The following is a 19,018-nucleotide window of genomic DNA, read 5'->3' on the forward strand; positions in this document are numbered from 1 at the left end:
CAAAATGAAATTTTTTATTAAACTTAGATTTATTCTTTTACCAAAAAATCCATGACGCAAAGATCTTCATGACTGTTGATGGTATGAGCACCAACAGCACCCTTAACAGGAAATAATTCTTTAATTTTTTCTTCAATATAATCTTCTGTGTTCAATACTTTAACCTCATTCATCACAACATTTTTGCCATAGCCATTAAAACAATTTTGAGATGGTCTAATTAGCTTGCCATTGTTTAAAATAAAATTACCTGCATTTCTTGCTAGGGAGGCATCAGTTACAATAGGGTTTTTAATATGAGATTTCCATTTATTTGAAAATAAGTCATCAGAATAATACAGATATAATTTTTCATTATTGTCGTATTCAAAATCCTCAATTTTATTAGCAAAAATCCAATATAGACCATCATGGTGAATCCATGTGGCGTCCAATAATTTGATGTTTTCCATTAAATTCAACTTAAACTCCCATTGAAATGGTAATTTAGTACATTTATATAGTTGCAAGGTGCTGTTTTGACTACTTTCTGGAATCATATAATAGTTACCATCTATTAAAAAGACGTTAGGAAAAGATAAATGATAATTGGTATTAATAATATCCTGTTTGTCTACTATTTCAAATTTGGAATTTATTTCAACACAAGATATTTTTCCTAAACTGTCATTTTTTAATTCTTCAAAATAAACAAATGAATTACCATTTTCTCCTATAACAATAAATGGATCTGCCCAAAATGAATTTTTAGGTTGTTCTAGAAATTTTATTACACCATTTTTTTTTATGCCAATTTTCCAATTTAATTGTTGCTTTTTTAACTTCCTTAAAAAAATTTTTAGCATTAAATTGAAGTAATAGAACAAAAACTTAAATTTATTGAAAATGCGTGATTTAAAAGTTAATTTAAAACTTGATGTTTTATAAACTCTCTTTTTTGAAAAGCTATTGGAATTTTTTAAAAATTTTACAAGAAATATTGAATAATTAAGTAATATTTTATTGATATTGTTATTTATTCCTATTTCGCATTTTAAATTCACTTTGAAAACCTCTTTACAATTTTTAGATATTTGGTCGAGTTTAACAATACTCAACATCATTAATTTTTCATTAAGCGTATTATGCTTTAATAGGTTGTAATTTAAATCTAAAAGCAAAAAACCATTTTTAGCAAAGTCATTAAACTTATTTTTAAATGGTTTATTTTCTAAGATTATCCATTCACTTTTTTCTAAGTCATCAAGTTTATCAGTTATACAAATGTTTTTTAATTTTTCAGCTTTTAAATTTAAATCTACCAACTCAAAAGGATTGGCTTTTAAGTTACTGAATTTACTGTCTATTTTTTTTATAAAAGAGTTTAAAAAAAATTCTTTTGGTAAGCTTCTTGCATCTTTGTCAATATAAATCATTATGGAACAATTTTCAAACGCATCATGGACCTGCTCAATACATTTCCAGAAATATAAATGAGCAATTTTAGAATTTGTATAGAAAATGATTTTGTCCATTTTTTTCGATTTATTTAATTTTTTATAACAATATTAGAATTAATCATTCAGCTATAAATTTTTTACATCTTTCTTTTAGTGGTTCTGCCAATTTGTGATGCAATCCAAGGTTTTCAACCATTGTGTTGGCGTCAATTTTTCCCTCCAAAGGAAAGTTTGCGTTATATGCCCCAGTCTGGCTGTTAATATCTATACGGTTGAACAATTCTAAAATTCCATCAAAACGACATGAATCCACAAAACTATCAAACCCGTTTATGTAAATAACAGGTGTTCCCATGGCCAAACAGGGTAGGGCACAGTGAATCCTGGAAGTGATGACCAGTTTAGCGCGGGCATAGCTTTTTAATAGGTCTTCTGCCATCTTAAATTTTTCTTGGTCTGTTATATTATTTAATGGCTCTTGGTCTATATATTTTGCTGTTTCTAATATATCCTTGCTAATAATTTTTTCTAGATGTTTTTGCTTTTTTCTAAGCTGAAGGGCTTTTCCATTCAATAAATTTTTGATTGTAACTTTAGAATTGTAAAATAGCCTTTGTTTGCTAGGGTAGTTATAAAGTGGATCGACAATGTAGACATCTTCTCCTCTTTCAGAATCATCTACTTTATAAGAATCCAGTGTCAAGGTTAAACAGCCTGTGAAATACGCTTCTATGCCTTTTTCATTTAAAATTTTTACGGTAAACTCATCCCTGCAGCCAATGGGTTCATATTTTTTTAAATAAGCAATCCCTTTATCACTTAACATGGATGGAGCCGCAGTATTGTTCATGTGAAATGATACAAATAAAGGTATTATTTTATCAGATGGCACCCAATTGGTTGTATTGTGAATAAACCAACCATTCATAATCAATTTGACTTGATCTCCATCATAAGAAGCTAAAGATTCTCTATCAATATATTTATCTACTTTAGGTAAAAACTGCTTAGCCGCTAAGCTTTGGATGTTATCACCAACATTAAAATATTTTTGGTTTTCAATATAATTAAGTAAGCCGTATTTCATGATTGTTTATTTATATCTTATTTGTTTGTAAAAATTGTATAATCCAGAGAATTTATGTTGCAATATAAATTTCAATCGATGGATTCTATCTATGTTATCTGTATTTGTTTTAATTGTTTTTTGTAAATCCAAGTCAATAAATTTCTGAATGAAAGCGCGCTCTTTATCCAAATTGGCTATCACAAAAAATGGCTTGTTTTCTTTTGCTTTTTCCTGCAAACACCACCATTCGTATTTTAGACCGGTACTCATTTGCGTTTTTTTATTAAAATTGGACAATACTAATTCATAAAAATCATTTGGAATTTTAAAGCCGTATTTTTCAGGATTATCATTTGCTAAAATAATACCAAACATGGTTCGTTGGCATTTAGCACATCTGTTGCAATTGGCACCATTTCGCAGTTCAGAATAACAAACCCTTAAATTGATATTTTGATGGTGTTGTTTAGCAAAGTCTACAACATTGGCTACTTTTTCTGGTCTTCGAAACTGGTAACCATCATGTTTTACATGTATATTGGCCCATTTCATATTTTCATCAACCTCAGGCCTTGACCCCCAGCTAAAATCCACTTCACTTGTGTTTGATGACGCTATAAATATTTGGGTTGCCTGCAATAGGGCAGACAGTGGTGCCAACACCCCTAATAGTGCCATACCGTGCTGAATTTCTCCCCACCAACCAATATTCTTTATTAGTAAATCAACTTTATACGTATAGAAATCCCTTAGATTTGATTCAATATAGGTTAATTTTGATTTATCTATTATAGGTTCTTTTTCATTGAATTCTTTAAACTGATGCCATCTTTTTTGATCACTAATTTGAACATCTGCTCCATGTATGGAAACCAAATAGGGATCTTTGTCATAATTACGGGTCAATGATTCAAATGAATCCAAACCACCACTGAACAGTAACATGGAATGATTCCCCTCAAATTTGTTGTCAACTAACTTCTTGTATATCAGTTTACCTTTGTTTTTTATTTTGGGATGGTGTTTCTCAAACTGCTGTTTCAGTATTTTTAAAGCATTAAAAAATGTTTTATCCAGCTCATCAACACATACATCAAACCCAGCAAACCAGGCAATAGGCATTACATTTGCTAAAAAGGGTACGACAGCTATACTTAGTGGTGTGCTACTAACATCTTTATCATATTTTGCATAAAATTTATTTTCAATATTAAAATATTTAGAGAAAGACGTACTTATTTCATAATCAAATGAAATTTTATGCCCATTTTCTAAAAACTCTATTGAATTTAAAACACATCCTTTCATGATTTAATTTTTGCCTAATTTAACGATTAATGATTGTATTGGCTTTGTGAACAATTCCTTTTCATAATCTATCATTCCTAATACATACATGGCGGGAAAATAGATGATACTGTATAAGCCCGCTTTAAAAACAAAATTAAACCAACCATCCCCTGGAAGCAGGTTTATCAAATAACCAACTCCTACCAAGAGCAAGACCGTCAAGAATGTTTTATGGAAAATTTCCTTAAAAAACCTTAAGATATTGAGGCCTATGACGTTATTATAATAAAAATTCATCACGTTTTGTACAATCAGCCAGCCCGTTACCGTTCCTGATATCATTCCTAAGGCTCCATAGGATCTGGCCAAAAAGGCTCCTAAAATAACGCCTAAAAACAAAAACGAGATGTATAGGATGGCTTTGAAGGCTAATTTGTTTTTGGCTTCAAGAATGGAATTGCCAAAGCCTTGCAATAGTGGTAAGGTATATGCTAACATAATTAAAAATGCTATTAGCCAAATTTTATGGCTGCCCTCAACCCCTAACTCTTTGCCAACCCATAAATACACAAATTGATTGCCGTAAGACGCAAAGGCTACTAGTATGTACATTAATACAATAAATGAAATACGTCCAATTTTAATCATCATGGATGTTAGTTCTTCACCAGATGCATTACCAACGGTCATTTTTGTGGCTCTAGGCAAGAACACCTCAGAAATAGCCGTTGAAAACGTGCCATAATAGGTCCCTAAAACAATGCCAATGCCATAAATAGTCAATACTTCTGGCGTGGCTATTCTACCCAATACCCAATGTCCCGCTTTCCATTGAAACATACTGACTATTGAAAATACAAAAATCCAAAGCGAGTAACTAAAAATTTGCTTTACATATTTTAATTTAAACTCATGGAGTTTAAAACGAACTTTTAATATAAAAAAAACATAATAGGACTCTATGGCTATAAACAAAATATTAAATACAGTATCAATAATAACCAATGCTATAGCTTTGCCGCCCATTATCAACACAGCAACTACTACTAAGGTTCTTAAAACATATCGAATGATATTAACCGTTTTAGGAAAGACAAAAACTTCATACCCATAGCTTATACCCCTAAAACTACCCCCTGGTAATCCTATAGCTAAATTAAATATCAACAAAATAAAAATCGTTTTTGCTATCTCAATTTCATCTGGAGTCATTTTTGTAAAATAGGTATCTATATAACCATAAAATATCAATCCTACTACAATAATAGTAAATGAAATTATACTGTAAAGAATCATGGTGGTTGCCAAAAAATTTTCTTCACCTCGTCTATCTCCTTCAGCCCTGTATTTTGCCACAAACCTGACAATAGAACTATTAAGACCCAAATCAAGTACCGAAATAGTGCCTATCAAAGCACCAATAGCTGTATAGATACCATATTGTGCACTCCCAATATGATTTAATATGAATGGCGTAATGAAAAGCCCAACCACATTTGTTAGGAAAATGATAACGTAATTTAATACAGCACCTTTTTTTAGTTGACTCACAATGATTGATTTTTAGGTTTTGAAATGTTTATAAACATCCATCAACATGCTCCTTAAGGATTCCTTTGACATCATATAATACACCTTTTGGATTTAATAAGGGGGCAAGTGGTTCTTTTAAAAACTCTTGATGTGCCACGGCCAGCACGATGGCATCAAAGCCTTTGACTGTTTTAGGATATTGGTTGGTGGTGGTCAATCCGTATTCATGCATAACCTCCTCTGGGTTGGCCCAAGGATCATAAATGGTCACTTGCGTGCCATAACTTTGCAGTTGCCTGATGACATCCACCACTTTGGTGTTGCGGACATCCGGACAGTTTTCCTTAAAGGTAATGCCCAACACCAAAATGTTGGCATCCTTGATGCGAAGGTCGTGCTGTACCATGAGTTTAATCACTTCTGACGCCACATATTGGCCCATGCCATCATTGACCCTACGGCCTGCTAGAATAATTTCTGGATGGTAGCCAACCTCTTGCGCTTTTTGTGCCAAGTAATAGGGATCTACCCCAATACAATGTCCACCTACCAAGCCCGGTTTGAATGGTAAGAAGTTCCATTTGGTGCCAGCAGCTTCCAAAACCGCATGGGTATCGATATCCATTAAGTTAAATATTTTAGCCAACTCATTCACAAAGGCAATGTTGATATCGCGTTGTGAATTTTCAATCACCTTAGCCGCTTCGGCCACCTTGATGGTAGGCGCGAGGTGTGTTCCTGCTGTAATGACACTGGCATATAGGTCGTTGACTTGTTTACCAATCTCAGGCGTGGAGCCTGCGGTTACCTTTAAAATTTTATCGACTGTATGCAGTTTATCGCCCGGGTTGATGCGTTCTGGTGAATAGCCTGCAAAGAAGTCTTTATTGAATGTTAGTCCACTCATTTTTTCCAACACCGGCACACACTCATCTTCTGTAACCCCCGGATAGACCGTGGATTCGTAAATTACGATATCGCCTTTTTTCAAGACTTTTCCAACGGTTTCACTGGATTTATAAAGCGGTGTTAAATCAGGACGGTTATTTTTGTCAATAGGTGTGGGAACTGTTACAATGTAATACGTGCAGTCCTTAATATCATCCAGTTGCGACGAACACCAGAGACCGTTACCGACTACTTTTTTTGATTTTAATACTGTTTTCAATACCGTATCATCCACCTCCAAAGTCACATCGGTACCTTGGCGTAATTGATGCACGCGTTTTTGATTGATGTCAAAACCTACCACATCATATTTGGTGGCAAACAGGCGGGCTAGGGGCAATCCAACGTAGCCTAGACCAATGACCGCAATTTTTATATCTTTCATGTGTGTATTTTTGTTGATGTGTTTATTCGTTTATGTGTTGATTTGGTTTGTTTGGTTCTCGATACATTTTTCTGCGAAAATCACTCGAACTGACATTTTTATTGTTTTGCGTTTATTCGTTGTTGATTTATTACTTCACACACCTTGATTTCTATTTTTTTAAATAGTAGATTGCTTCGTCGTCCTGATTCTATCAGGACTTCTCGCAATGACGCATATTATTTTAAATGTTCCCAATACCATGTTACGGCTTCTCTAATACCGTTGGCAATATCATATTTTGGTTGGTAATTTAATAATTGTTTGGCTTTGTCAATGGAGGCCAAAGAATGGGGGATATCCCCTAATCGGTTGTCACGGTGTTTGATTTCAATAGCTTTGATAGCTGGATCAAAAGTTGCCAGGTTGGTTTTCAATATATTTGTGAGTTCCAATAGGGTAGTGCGTTCGCCATAGGCTACATTATAAACCGTATTCAAAGCGTTTTGATTGCTTGTTGTCATGGCCAGCACATTCATTTGTACCACATTATCAATATAGGTGAAGTCCCTTGAATAACTACCATCTCCGTTAATAACGGGGGGTTCATGTTCCATTAATTGCATCACGAATTTTGGAATGACCGCTGCATAAGCACCATTAGGATCTTGTCGCCTTCCAAAGACATTGAAATAACGTAAGCCCACCGTATCCAATTGATAGGTTTTATGAAATATATCGGCATACAATTCATTGACATATTTAGTAATGGCATAGGGTGATAGCGGTTTGCCAATGACCTCCTCAACTTTGGGCAGGGCCTCGTGGTCTCCATAGGTTGACGAACTGGCTGCATAAACAAATCGCTTTACCTTAGCATCCCGTACTGCCACCAACATATTTAAAAATCCGGAGATATTCACCTCATTGGTGGTAATAGGGTCTTTAATAGAGCGAGGTACCGAGCCCAAAGCTGCCTGGTGCAAAACATAATCCACACCTTGACAGGCCGTTTGGCAATCGGTTAGATTTCTTATGTCACCTTCAATTAGTGTAAACAGGGAATTTGATAGAAACGGCTGTATGTTTTCGCGCTTTCCAGTTGCAAAATTATCCAAACAGACTACATTAATACCGTGTTCTAAAAGTGTTTCGCACAGATTGGATCCTATAAAGCCTGCACCGCCTGTAACCAGGACTTTGGCACCGTGAATCTCTTTCAATTCTTGATACTGCATTTGATTTGGGTTTATTAATAGCGCCACAAATATGTAAAAAAATACCTAAACTTTCGTTTTATTTATATTAAGTCCTTGTTTTTACGATAAACGTACAGTGTAACTGATAAAGATACTGTTTTTATCGATAAGTAGATATGGTGAATGGTGAATGGTGAGTTGATATTAAGAAAATAGAATAGAGAAAAGAGAGTAGAGAGGAGAGAAAATATATTTTGAAATTATTCATGAATGTGATGCATTTGTTTTGCGTTGCTCGCAGTGATGGGTGGTGAGTAGTGAGATGTAAATGGTTCTCGATACGATTTTCTTGTTTTGCGTTTATTCGTTTATGTGTTTATATGGTTCTCGATACAATTTTCTGCGAAAAATACTCGAACTGACAAGCGGGGAGATGTGAGTGGTGAATAGTGAATGGTGAATAGTGAAATTAACTATAAATTTTTGTTATTTAAATAATGTGATTTTCCAGTTCAATCGAAATGATTCTTTTTTTTAAAATAAAATAATTCACAATAAGCAGGATTCCTTACGTCAACCTGAACTAGTTTCAGGTTCTCATCATATGCTTTTTATGTGATTTAGCTTCGCTGATTTAAAAGTTCTCACTGCATTTGAAATGACTTGAAGATACTAGATTTAGTATAGTTCTTTGCTCAGGGCAGCTACTGAATCGATAAATGTGTTGAAGTATTGGATGAAATTACTCCTATTATGCTGTTAACCGATTTTTACAATGGTTTTAGCGAATTAACCATTTCATTGTCTTGTTGCATTGAAACAATTACTAAATTTACACCGTAAAACTCAAGATTGAATTGATTAATAGCAAACGAATTAATTTGAAATCTATGTGTATTATCTATTACAAATTATCTGTTCTAGTAAAATCTATGCATAGCTGATTTAAATTAATGATTAATTAAGTTGATTTTGTTTTTTATGAATAGGGGAATTCACAAAACACACATTTGAAGTATCATGAACAGGCAATCATTATAGTTGTCCTGATATATTATGCGCTAAATTGATGTTTCTTACACTCCTCTTAATTAGGGATTAGATGTTGACCATGACCAAACTATATTTATCATCACCACACATGTGTGGGTTGGAACAAACGTATGTGCAAGATGCCTTTGACACCAACTGGATTGCGCCTTTAGGGCCTCATGTTGATGGTTTTGAACAAGCCATAGAATCTTATTTGGGGCACAGCACTCATGTAGCAGTGTTGAGTTCTGGCACCGCTTCCATCCATTTGGCGCTTCAGCTATTGGGTGTAGGTCAAGGTGATGAAGTACTCTGCCAAAGTTTTACCTTTTCGGCTTCTGCTAATCCAATTATCTACCAAGGAGCGACTCCTGTATTTATTGATAGCGAAACCGAAACCTGGAACATGAGCCCAGAATTATTGGAACAAGCCATTCAAGATCGTATAAAAAACTATAAAAAACCAAAGGCTATTATTGCGGTACACTTATATGGTATGCCCTATAAAGCCAAGGAAATCCATGCGATAGCCAAGGCTTACAACATCCCTGTGATTGAGGACAGTGCTGAAGCTTTGGGAAGCACCTATTTTGAGCAACCTTGTGGCACATTAGCTGATTTAGGTATTTTATCCTTTAATGGTAATAAGATTATCACTACTTCTGGTGGTGGTGCGTTGGTTACCAAATCTACAGCACAAAAAAACAAAGCAGTCTTCCTAGCTACACAAGCCCGTGATCACGCGTCCCATTATGAACATTCCTCTATTGGTTATAACTACCGTATGAGCAATGTGTTGGCTGGAATAGGACGAGGCCAAATGACCGTTCTGGATGAGCGGGTTCAAGCCAGACGTGCCAATTATGATTTTTATAAAACCCATTTGTCGGGTTTTGAGTCCATCCAATTTTTGGATGAGCCCAAGGGCTTTTATTCAAACCGATGGTTAAGTTGTATCGTTACAGCATCTTATGAACAACGTGAGCGTATTCGGTTGGCCTTATTGGAAGATGACATTGAGTCTAGACCTTTATGGAAACCCATGCATTTACAACCCGTATTTAAGGATGCTATTTCATTTAGCAATGGTGTTTCGGAACATTTATTTAATCAAGGGCTTTGTTTGCCCAGTGGATCAAACTTAACACAGCACGATTTAGAACGTGTGCTCCAAATAATTACAAATACCCTCTCATTATGATTAAACATTACTTTGCTTATTATTCTCAAAAATATGCCTCTAAATGGCTCGTATTAGGGATTGACTTATCCATTGTATTGGTTAGTTTTTTTATTGCTTATGTTATTCGCTTTAATTTTACCCTCGATTTTGATATTGCCCAATTTTTAGTACAGTTGCCTATCTTGTTTGTAATAGCTGCCTGTAGTTTTTTGATTGTTGGGTCTTTTAAAAGTGTTATTAGACATACGGGTTTTACCGATGTGATCAATTTATTTAAATCGGTATCACTCATGGTATTTATGACTGCTTTCCTTGTGGTTTTTAATCGTATTACTAATTTGATACCTGGGTTTACCATTCCTTTATCTATTCTTGTTATTCATGCACTTATCAGTTTTATGTCGCTCAGTGCCAGCAGATTGCTGTTTAAAGTGTTATATCGCTATGCTAAATGTAGACTTATGGCTTCAAAAAAAGTCATGATTTATGGCGCTGGTGATTCAGGGCTGGTTACCTATAATGCCTTGGTGAACAATGTGAAAACCAGATTTGAGGTCTGTGCCTTTATTGATGATAGCATCAAAAAATCCGGCAAGCTTATAAATGGGGTGCCTATTGTATCCTATAATACCGTTACTCCTAACTATGTTAGAGCCCATCACATTGATGAAATTGTTGTGGCTACCCAAAACATAGATACCAATCACTTGATGCATTTGATTGATTCTTTGATAGATACCAACGTTAAGGTTACCAAGGTGCCACCTATTGAACAATGGATCAATGGTGAGTTGAGCACCAACCAAATCAAAAAAGTACAGATTGAAGATTTATTGGGTCGAGCCCCCATACAGATTGATAATCCTAATTTATTAAACGAATTTAATGGTGAAACGGTTGTCGTTACTGGAGCTGCCGGCTCCATAGGCAGTGAGTTGGTAAAGCAATTATCCAATTTTGCGGTCAAGCATTTGATTTTGATTGACCAAGCAGAGTCACCATTATATGACTTGCAGCAAGACCTAAAACAACAGGGTAAATACAATTTCACCGCTATTGTTGCTGATATCCGAGATGGATTGCGTATAGACGGTATTTTTCAAGAGCATAAGCCTACCATGGTTTTTCATGCAGCAGCCTATAAACACGTACCATTAATGGAAGCATCGCCTTATGAGGCCATCAAAATAAACGTGAACGGCACTAAAATATTAGCTGATATATCTTCTCGTTATAACGTTAAAAAGTTTGTGTTTATATCTACGGATAAAGCGGTCAACCCAACCAGTGTGATGGGTGCTACCAAGCGTATGGCCGAAATGTACATTAGTTGTTTACAAAAAGAAAGTAAAACGAAATTCATTACCACGCGTTTTGGAAACGTACTGGGATCTAACGGTTCTGTAATTCCATTATTTAAAAAGCAAATTGAAAACGGTGGTCCTTTAACCTTGACACATAAAGATATCACTCGATATTTTATGACCATTCCTGAGGCTTCTCAATTGGTTCTTGAAGCTGGCACAATGGGTAAAGGTGGTGAAATATTTATTTTTGACATGGGTGAATCGGTCAAGATTTATTATCTTGCCTTGAACATGATTAAATTGTCAGGACTACGTTTTCCTGAGGACATTGATATTAAAATCACTGGATTACGACCTGGAGAAAAACTCTATGAGGAATTATTGGCCAATGGAGAAAACACCTTGTCAACTTACAATAAAAAAATCATGATCAGTAAGACCCGCGAACTGGATTATGAAAAAGTGAAAGCTGATATTGAAGCCTTGTGCATCACCAATCGTTTTCAACACAATAATATTGTGTTGAAAATGAAACAATTGATTCCAGAGTATAAATCGAATAACTCCGATTACGAGAAATTTGATAAACGGGTGCGTGTTTACGAACAAGCCAAAGGAATATTATCCAATACCGTAGATAAAACTTTTATTAATTTATAGCAATTGAAATACATTGATTTTTCCCCAAATAACTAAACGATGACAATATCCACTTTATCAGGTATCCGGCTAAATATATTTATGATGTTTTGCATGGTGTTATTAGTAACATCATGTGCTACCAAGCATGACATTGTATATTTTCAAAATGCCAAAAATTTTGAAACTATGGTAGATACCGATACTTTTACACCTAAATTGAAAGTTAATGACATTGTTAGTATCTATGTGTCTACTTATGATGTGGAGGCCAGCAAACCGTTTAATTTGATTAAGAGTACCGGTAACACTGGTCAACTAATTGATTATTTAATTGATATTGATGGTAATATTGATTTTCCAGTCTTAGGAAAAATCAAGCTTTTGGGATTGACCGTAGAAGAAGCCAAAGAGCTGATCAAGAAGAAATTATCGGATGGCTATTTAAAAGACCCAATTGTTAACATTAGAATTCAAAATTTTAGAATTTCTGTTTTAGGTGCCGTAAACAGCCCTGGCACAAAGGTGATTTCTGGGGAACGCGTTACTTTAATAGAGGCCTTAGCTTTGGCTGGTGATTTGAATATTAAAGGACGAAGAGACAATATATTGGTCATCAGGGATTTTAATGGCACTAAAACCTATACACGAGTTGATTTAACCAATAAAGAGGTCTTTAATTCGCCTGTTTATTATTTAACCCAAAATGATGTGGTCTATGTAGAGCCTAATAATTCTGCTATCAGTGGAGCTTCGGGCGATTCTCGTATTGGAACTATTATCAGCATTACCTCTTTTATATTGACAACAGCCCTTATATTTGTAACTAGAAGATAAGATGTATTTATGATTTCAGATAACAACACAAATATGCTGGATGTACAACAATCCAATGAACCTTTTAATCTCAAAAAAACCATTTCATTATATACAAAAAAATGGGCTTGGTTCTTGCTTTGTATTGCTCTTTTTTTAGGATTAGCCCATTTGTACCTACGCTATCAAATTCCTAAATATGAAGCTGTCGCCAATATTATGTTGATTAGTGACACAGATGCCTCAGATCCCAGTGCGGTTTTTAAGGATATTTCTTTGTTTTCAGAAAAGGAAGATGCCCAGGTTGAAGATGAAATCTTGGTATTGAGTTCTCGTGGTGTGATTAATGAGGTCGCAGATAAACTGGATTTAAACATTCGATATTTTACACAGGGTAGGGTAATTGAGACCGAATTATATAAAAACATTCCCATAGCCATAAATTTTATCGCTTCTGATTCTATTATCAACAATACGCGTTTTAATTTTTTTATAGACATTAACTCTGATCTTGGCTTTAATTATCGTATCAATGAGGAGGATACACCTAAAAAAGTAGTGTTTGGGGAAACTATACCAACACCTTTTGGTGGGATGGTGATTACCCCCAAATCAGAATCTAAAGCATCTTTGATAGGTAGCAATATCAGAGTTCAATTAACACCATTACAAGACGTTACTGAACGTTTAAGAAATTCAATAGGTATTTATCAGTCAGGAAAATCATCCAAAGTGATTTCTATTAATTTAGTAGATGCCGTTCCTGAGCGCGCCAAAGACATCATCAATACCCTTATTAGTGAATATGACGCCTATACATCCTATGTGAAAAATATTCGTTCTAAAAATACGGCTGAATTTATTGACAAACGTATTGATTTAATTGCGTCTGATTTAGTAAATGTAGACGATAGTATTGTTCGGTTTAAAACTGGCAATAAAATTACGGATGTGTCCTCTGAAGCTGGACAGTTTTTAAGTTCAAATGCCCAAAACCAACAGGTTTTAGATGAAAGTAAAACGCAATTACGTGTCCTTAACTACATGGAAGAGTCTCTTGGTGACGATAATGCATCTTTTGAACCTATTCCTGCTAATTTAGGCTCTGGCGATCCGGCTATTAGTGCGCTTGCTTCCCGCTACAGTGAATTATTGGCCAATAGAGAACGACTTTTACGAAGTGCCGGTGAAAAAAATTTAGTGGTTGTTGAATTAGACCAGTCATTGAATAGTATCCGACAAAGTTTACGTCAAAATATAGAAAATTCAAAAAAAGGATTGCAGATTAGAATAGCGAGTCTTGAAAACCAGTCTGATCGTATTAACTCCAAAATATATTCCGTACCGGGCCAAGAGCGCAAGTTGAGATCCATTGAGCGTAAGCAAGGTATCAAGGAATCCTTGTACTTATATTTGCTACAAAAAAGGGAAGAAGCAGCCATTACGTTAACATCAACGTCTCCAAACTTAAAAATTATTGATAGTGCCTATGGATATGATAGCCCGGTATCGCCTAATAAAAGAATGATTTATATTGGCGCGTTTTTCTTAGCGCTCTTTTTACCATTTTCAGTTATTTATGTCAAAGATTTACTGGATACCAAAATCCATAATAAAGAAGATTTAGAACAGGTTATCACCAATATGACTATTTTGGGTGAGATTCCTAAGATAAAAAGCAAGCATACACCTTTGGTGCAACGAAACGACAGGTCTTTATTATCAGAGTCTTTCAGAATTATCCGAACCAATTTTGATTACGTTAGGCGCGGCAGACATGTAAAAGATTATGATAACGTAATATTTGTAACCTCTACCATTAATGGTGAAGGTAAATCATTTTTCAGTATGAACTTAGCCCTTACCTTTGCCAATACAGATAAACGTGTGCTATTGATAGGAGCCGATATCAGAAATCCAAAAATTGATTTAGAGCCCTTAAAAAAGAAAAAAGATAAAATAGCTAAAATTGGTCTTACTGAATATTTGGCTGATGATTCTGTTCTTGTAGGTGAAGCGATCAACTCGTATGAAGTTGGTAAGAACCATATTGATGTTATGCTATCAGGAAAAGTGCCACCAAATCCAGCAGAATTATTGATGAGTGACCGCATGAAACCTTTGTTTGATAAAGTATCTGAACAATATGATTATGTGATTGTTGATACCGCTCCAGCTATGTTAGTGACTGACACCTTGTTGTTTAGTCATTTTGCAGGACATACCGTTTACATGACACGTGCTGAATACACAGAAAAACCCATTTTGAAATTTGCTAAAGAATTGCATGCCAATAACAAATTAAAAGGTATGATGCTGGTTGTAAACGATGTGGATCAAGCTAATTTTGGGTATGGTGCTAAATATGGTTATTACGGCGCTCCTAAACGCAAATCATTTTTTAAACGGTTTTCAAGACACTAAAAAATCAGTCTTTGTTTGTTCAATACTTTGAACTACCCATTTTTTTTGGGATTTAGTGAGTACCAAATTACTTAATTTATGAATGTGGTTATCATTATGAACATCACTGCCCACAAAATCTATCAGGTTTTCCTCCAATAAATACAAAGCCATTTTTTGAATACTTTTGCCATAATGTTCACTTAATGATAATAAATTGAGTTGGAACAAACATCCTAATTGTTTGAGTATTTTATAGTACTCTTTTTTGTTATGGTAAAAAGGATAGCGCTCAGGATGCGCCAGTACCGGTATGTACCCCTTCAAAATTATATTATGTATGATAGCCTCTAAATTAATAGGTGGTTGCAAATAAGACATTTCAACCAGTACATAATTTTCTTTTAAAGGAAATAGATTCTTGTTATCCAATAATTTTTCAAAATGGCTGTCCATCATGTATTCTGCAGATGGATTGATCACCACATCATTACTTTTTGTTTTGGCTAAGGCTGCAATCAAGTTTTGATAGGCATTACCAATGGATTGGTCATCATTGGGATAGAAGTCTTGCATGATATGAGGCGTTGCTATAAACTGTTGCACACCTAAATCCTGCATTTTTTTTATGAGCTGTATACTCTGCGAAACTGATTTTGCACCATCATCAATTTCCGGTAAGATATGGCAGTGGATATCAACAAAGCCCTCCAGTAAATCCGTAAGAAACAGTTTTTTTGAAAATATTGTGACCATAATATTTGGCAGTAGGTTATAAGAATAGTGCTTTTTTGACGGCTATTGACTATTATGGGCAAATATAGATTAAAAGTTAAACAATTGTACTAATCCTAGACGTCTTATGAACTACTCTTCTTCATCACTAAATACATTTGGCTCTATAATATTGTCCAAATCAGGATCAACCACTACATTGCCAAGCTCGTCCACTTCAAAGTCATCACTATCAAAATTGGTCATGGTATAGTGCAGTTTACTACTAACCTTTACCAAATAGATGGTGTCGTCTGTTGTTATTTGAACGGCTTCAACGGTCTCGTTACGATGGTTATCAAAGGTAATAATGTCTTTATCACTATAGCCATCAGGGAATTTCTCAGTCAAGAGTTTGAGCAATTCTGGAGTTAACTTTTTGTAATCAACAATAATTCGTTTCATATGCTAGTATTTATTCTTTTAGAGGTCATGTGTAATACCCCATTAAATCATAATCATATGTGAAGTTATTTCTCTTACAGGTGTTTCATCTGTAGATCATTTAATTATTATTTTTTACTGTGCTATCATACTTAATGATCACTTTGGGAATGATTCCTAAGGCGGTATGATCTATCCTAATAAAAAACTTATTGGCAATAAACACAAGGTTTATTTCAATACAAACGCTAATATTATAAAGTTACAATTTTTTTTTAATCTAAAATCAGGAAGCGTAAAATTTAAAAGCCTCAAGAATGATGGCATCTTCAACCAAACAATCTATTTTGGGCTTTCCTATGGCCTCTAGAAGCACAAAATTTATATTGCCGTGGTTGTTTTTTTTATCGTACTTGAGCAATTCAAAAATGGGCTTCAAATCGGATTCCTCAAAATCTATTATACCATAATAATTATTGAACACCGCTTTTATTTCAGTAGTTGTTTCCATAGGTAAGCCAACCAATCTGGTTGAAATGTAACTTGCCAATACAATACCAACGGCGATGGCTTCACCGTGCAATAAATCTGTTTTGTTGGGATTGCTTAAAAAATACGATTCAATAGCATGTCCCAGTGTGTGTCCATAGTTAAGTGTTTTACGAAGATTGTTTTCAAATGGGTCCACATCTACGACGTGCTTTTTAATGAGTATGGACTCATAAATCAATTCATCCAAATCATCCAGCGTTAATTTTGAAAGGTCTTTAAACTTATTCCAATAAGCTTCACTGCTTATCAGACCATGTTTAAGCATTTCTGCCATGCCTGATCGCATTTGGTTTTGTGGCAAGGTATTTAGATATTGTGTATCAATAAGTACTAAATCTGGTGAACTAATGACGCCTATTTGATTTTTTAAGGTCCCCAAATCAACACCTGTTTTGCCACCAACCGATGCGTCAACCATTGAAAGGAGTGTTGTAGGGATATTAACATAGGCAATACCTCGCTTAAAAGTAGAAGCTACAAAACCACCTAAATCGGTTACCACGCCGCCACCTACATTGATGAGCAAGCTTTTTCTGTCACCGTCAAAATCAGACAAAGTATTCCAAACACCAACACAGGTTTCAATGGTTTTATGGGTTTCTCCAGCTTCAATTTCTATAATTTCAATGTTGCTAGTTGTTTCTAATTGTTCCAATAGGATTGGCAAGCAACATGCATGTGTATTTTCATCTACAAGAATAAAAATCTTGGAAAAATTATTTGTCTTAATATGCTGATTTAAAGACTGATAACAATTCTCATTGAAATGTATAATAGCGTTGTTTGCTGTGATGGAATCCATATGTAAAAAAAGTTATTTAGGGCGTGAAAATAAGGAGATTTTGTATAATATGGTAGTGTAACAATAATTATATTTGCATTAATTTTTATAACATGGAAAACGATCCAATTTTTGATAATACTGAAATTGCTTTTGCACTTAAAAGTGATTCAGAACTTGAACGGGCTTATTACTTGTTTAAAATGATTTCTATTGAGCCATTGGTTAAAATTGGTGCAGTAGCCACCAATCTTGCCATCAAGGCGCATTTACCCATAGAAGGATTGATTCGATCGACGGTTTTTGACCACTTTTGTGGTGGTGTTAATGAAACGGATTGCTTACCGGTAATTGATAGGATGTATGAAAAGGGGGTAAGTTCAGTTTTGGATTTTTCAGTTGAAGGAAAAGCTAATGATAAGGAGTTTGATGCTGCTATGAATACCACCTTAAAAATCATGGACTTTGCCAAAGAGAAAGAGGCTATGCCCATTGCTGTTTTTAAGCCCACTGGGTTTGGTAGGTTAAAACTTTTTGAAAAAGTGGGCAAGGGAGCAGCCTTGACACAAAAGGAACAGGAAGAATGGCAAAGAGTAGTAAACCGATATGACACGGTTTGTAAACGCGGTAAGGAAAATGATATAGCGGTACTGATTGATGCCGAAGAGACTTGGATGCAAGACGCCTCAGATGCCTTGGTAACCCAAATGATGGAAAAATACAACACTGAAAAGCCTATTGTGTTTAATACGTTGCAAATGTACCGTAAAGACCGTTTGGACTTTATGAAAGAAGAACATAAACGTGCCAAGGAAAAAGGCTATTATATTGGTTATAAGTTAGTGCGAGGTGCTTATCTGGAAAAAGAGAATGAACGCGCCAAAGATAAAGGTTATGAGTCACCCATGTGCACTAGTAAAGAAGCCACCGATATTAATTTTAATTTGGCCGTTGCCTATATGTTGGATCATATAGAAGACATGTCATTGTTTTCTGGGTCACATAATGAACAGAGTTCATATATCATGATGCGGTTAATGGCAGAAAAAGGCTTAAAAAACAATGATGAGCGTATTTGGTTTGGACAACTTTATGGTATGAGTGATCACATTAGTTTTAATTTGGCACACAGAGGTTATAACGTTGCAAAATATATTCCCTTTGGACCTGTAAGAGATGTGATGCCATACTTGATTAGACGTGCCGAAGAAAACACTTCAGTAGCTGGTCAAACGGGACGTGAGCTTGCACTTATAACCAAAGAAAAAAAACGTAGAAATCTTAAGTGATATTTACAAAGCACTC

The 19,018-nt window shown here is 34.9% G+C and carries 14 protein-coding genes; 5 read left to right on the top strand and 9 right to left on the bottom strand.

The genetic code is table 11. The features are described 5' to 3' along the window. Window positions 1-29: 29 nt before the first annotated feature. The 6 genes from IEW94_RS12245 to IEW94_RS12270 all read right to left on the bottom strand — a co-directional run bounded on the left by IEW94_RS12245 (window position 30) and on the right by IEW94_RS12270 (window position 7,881). Window positions 30-1,514: a glucosamine inositolphosphorylceramide transferase family protein gene (locus IEW94_RS12245; RefSeq protein WP_188653446.1), complete on the bottom strand. Its 1,485-nt coding sequence runs from the start codon at window positions 1,512-1,514 to the stop codon at window positions 30-32. Window positions 1,515-1,557: 43 nt separating this feature from the next. Further along, the gene (locus IEW94_RS12250; RefSeq protein ID WP_188653449.1) at window positions 1,558-2,526 is read right to left on the bottom strand and encodes a polysaccharide pyruvyl transferase family protein; all 969 of its coding nucleotides are present in this window, start codon (window positions 2,524-2,526) and stop codon (window positions 1,558-1,560) included. Window positions 2,527-2,532: 6 nt separating this feature from the next. After that, a complete protein-coding gene (locus IEW94_RS12255; protein WP_188653451.1) occupies window positions 2,533-3,816 on the bottom strand; it encodes a hypothetical protein in 1,284 nt (427 codons plus the stop codon). Between the two features lie 3 nt (window positions 3,817-3,819). After that, window positions 3,820-5,349, bottom strand: a complete 1,530-nt coding sequence (locus tag IEW94_RS12260; protein ID WP_188653453.1) for a lipopolysaccharide biosynthesis protein — start codon at window positions 5,347-5,349, stop codon at window positions 3,820-3,822. Window positions 5,350-5,377: 28 nt separating this feature from the next. Next, a complete protein-coding gene (locus IEW94_RS12265) occupies window positions 5,378-6,664 on the bottom strand; it encodes a nucleotide sugar dehydrogenase (protein WP_188653463.1) in 1,287 nt (428 codons plus the stop codon). A gap of 218 nt (window positions 6,665-6,882) precedes the next feature. Beyond that, window positions 6,883-7,881 (bottom strand): SDR family oxidoreductase, encoded by a 999-nt coding sequence (locus tag IEW94_RS12270; protein WP_188653465.1) that lies wholly within the window; start codon window positions 7,879-7,881, stop codon window positions 6,883-6,885. Between the two features lie 1,063 nt (window positions 7,882-8,944). On the opposite strand from IEW94_RS12270, the gene IEW94_RS12275 reads away from it, so the two are divergent. From IEW94_RS12275 to IEW94_RS12290, 4 genes are all read left to right on the top strand, one after another. Beyond that, window positions 8,945-10,075: a DegT/DnrJ/EryC1/StrS family aminotransferase gene (locus IEW94_RS12275; RefSeq protein ID WP_308423696.1), complete on the top strand. Its 1,131-nt coding sequence runs from the start codon at window positions 8,945-8,947 to the stop codon at window positions 10,073-10,075. Beyond that, window positions 10,072-12,024, top strand: coding sequence for a polysaccharide biosynthesis protein (locus tag IEW94_RS12280; protein WP_188653469.1), 1,953 nt, complete (start codon window positions 10,072-10,074; stop codon window positions 12,022-12,024). The genes IEW94_RS12275 and IEW94_RS12280 overlap by 4 nt, the downstream gene beginning before the upstream one ends. 93 nt (window positions 12,025-12,117) lie before the next feature. Continuing rightward, complete coding sequence (locus tag IEW94_RS12285; protein WP_229669517.1) at window positions 12,118-12,840, top strand: polysaccharide biosynthesis/export family protein; 723 nt, start codon at window positions 12,118-12,120, stop codon at window positions 12,838-12,840. Between the two features lie 9 nt (window positions 12,841-12,849). Then, the gene (locus IEW94_RS12290) at window positions 12,850-15,243 is read left to right on the top strand and encodes a GumC family protein (protein ID WP_188653471.1); all 2,394 of its coding nucleotides are present in this window, start codon (window positions 12,850-12,852) and stop codon (window positions 15,241-15,243) included. On the opposite strand, the gene IEW94_RS12295 is transcribed toward IEW94_RS12290, so the two are convergent. The 3 genes from IEW94_RS12295 to aroB form a co-directional block, all read right to left on the bottom strand. Then, the gene (locus IEW94_RS12295) at window positions 15,232-15,978 is read right to left on the bottom strand and encodes a tyrosine-protein phosphatase (protein WP_188653473.1); all 747 of its coding nucleotides are present in this window, start codon (window positions 15,976-15,978) and stop codon (window positions 15,232-15,234) included. The two genes, IEW94_RS12290 and IEW94_RS12295, sit on opposite strands and share 12 nt — an antisense overlap. A 111-nt stretch (window positions 15,979-16,089) precedes the next feature. Next, on the bottom strand, window positions 16,090-16,401 hold the full coding sequence (locus IEW94_RS12300) for a hypothetical protein (protein WP_188653475.1): 312 nt from the start codon (window positions 16,399-16,401) through the stop codon (window positions 16,090-16,092). A 265-nt stretch (window positions 16,402-16,666) separates the two neighbouring features. Next, a complete protein-coding gene (aroB, locus tag IEW94_RS12305; protein WP_188653477.1) occupies window positions 16,667-17,734 on the bottom strand; it encodes a 3-dehydroquinate synthase in 1,068 nt (355 codons plus the stop codon). A 92-nt stretch (window positions 17,735-17,826) separates the two neighbouring features. Here aroB and IEW94_RS12310 point away from each other — a divergent pair, with 92 nt between their 5' ends. Beyond that, on the top strand, window positions 17,827-19,002 hold the full coding sequence (locus tag IEW94_RS12310; protein ID WP_188653479.1) for a proline dehydrogenase family protein: 1,176 nt from the start codon (window positions 17,827-17,829) through the stop codon (window positions 19,000-19,002). Window positions 19,003-19,018: the final 16 nt, after the last annotated feature.

The organism is Yeosuana aromativorans (genome assembly GCF_014646655.1).
GTDB lineage: Bacteria > Bacteroidota > Bacteroidia > Flavobacteriales > Flavobacteriaceae > Yeosuana > Yeosuana aromativorans.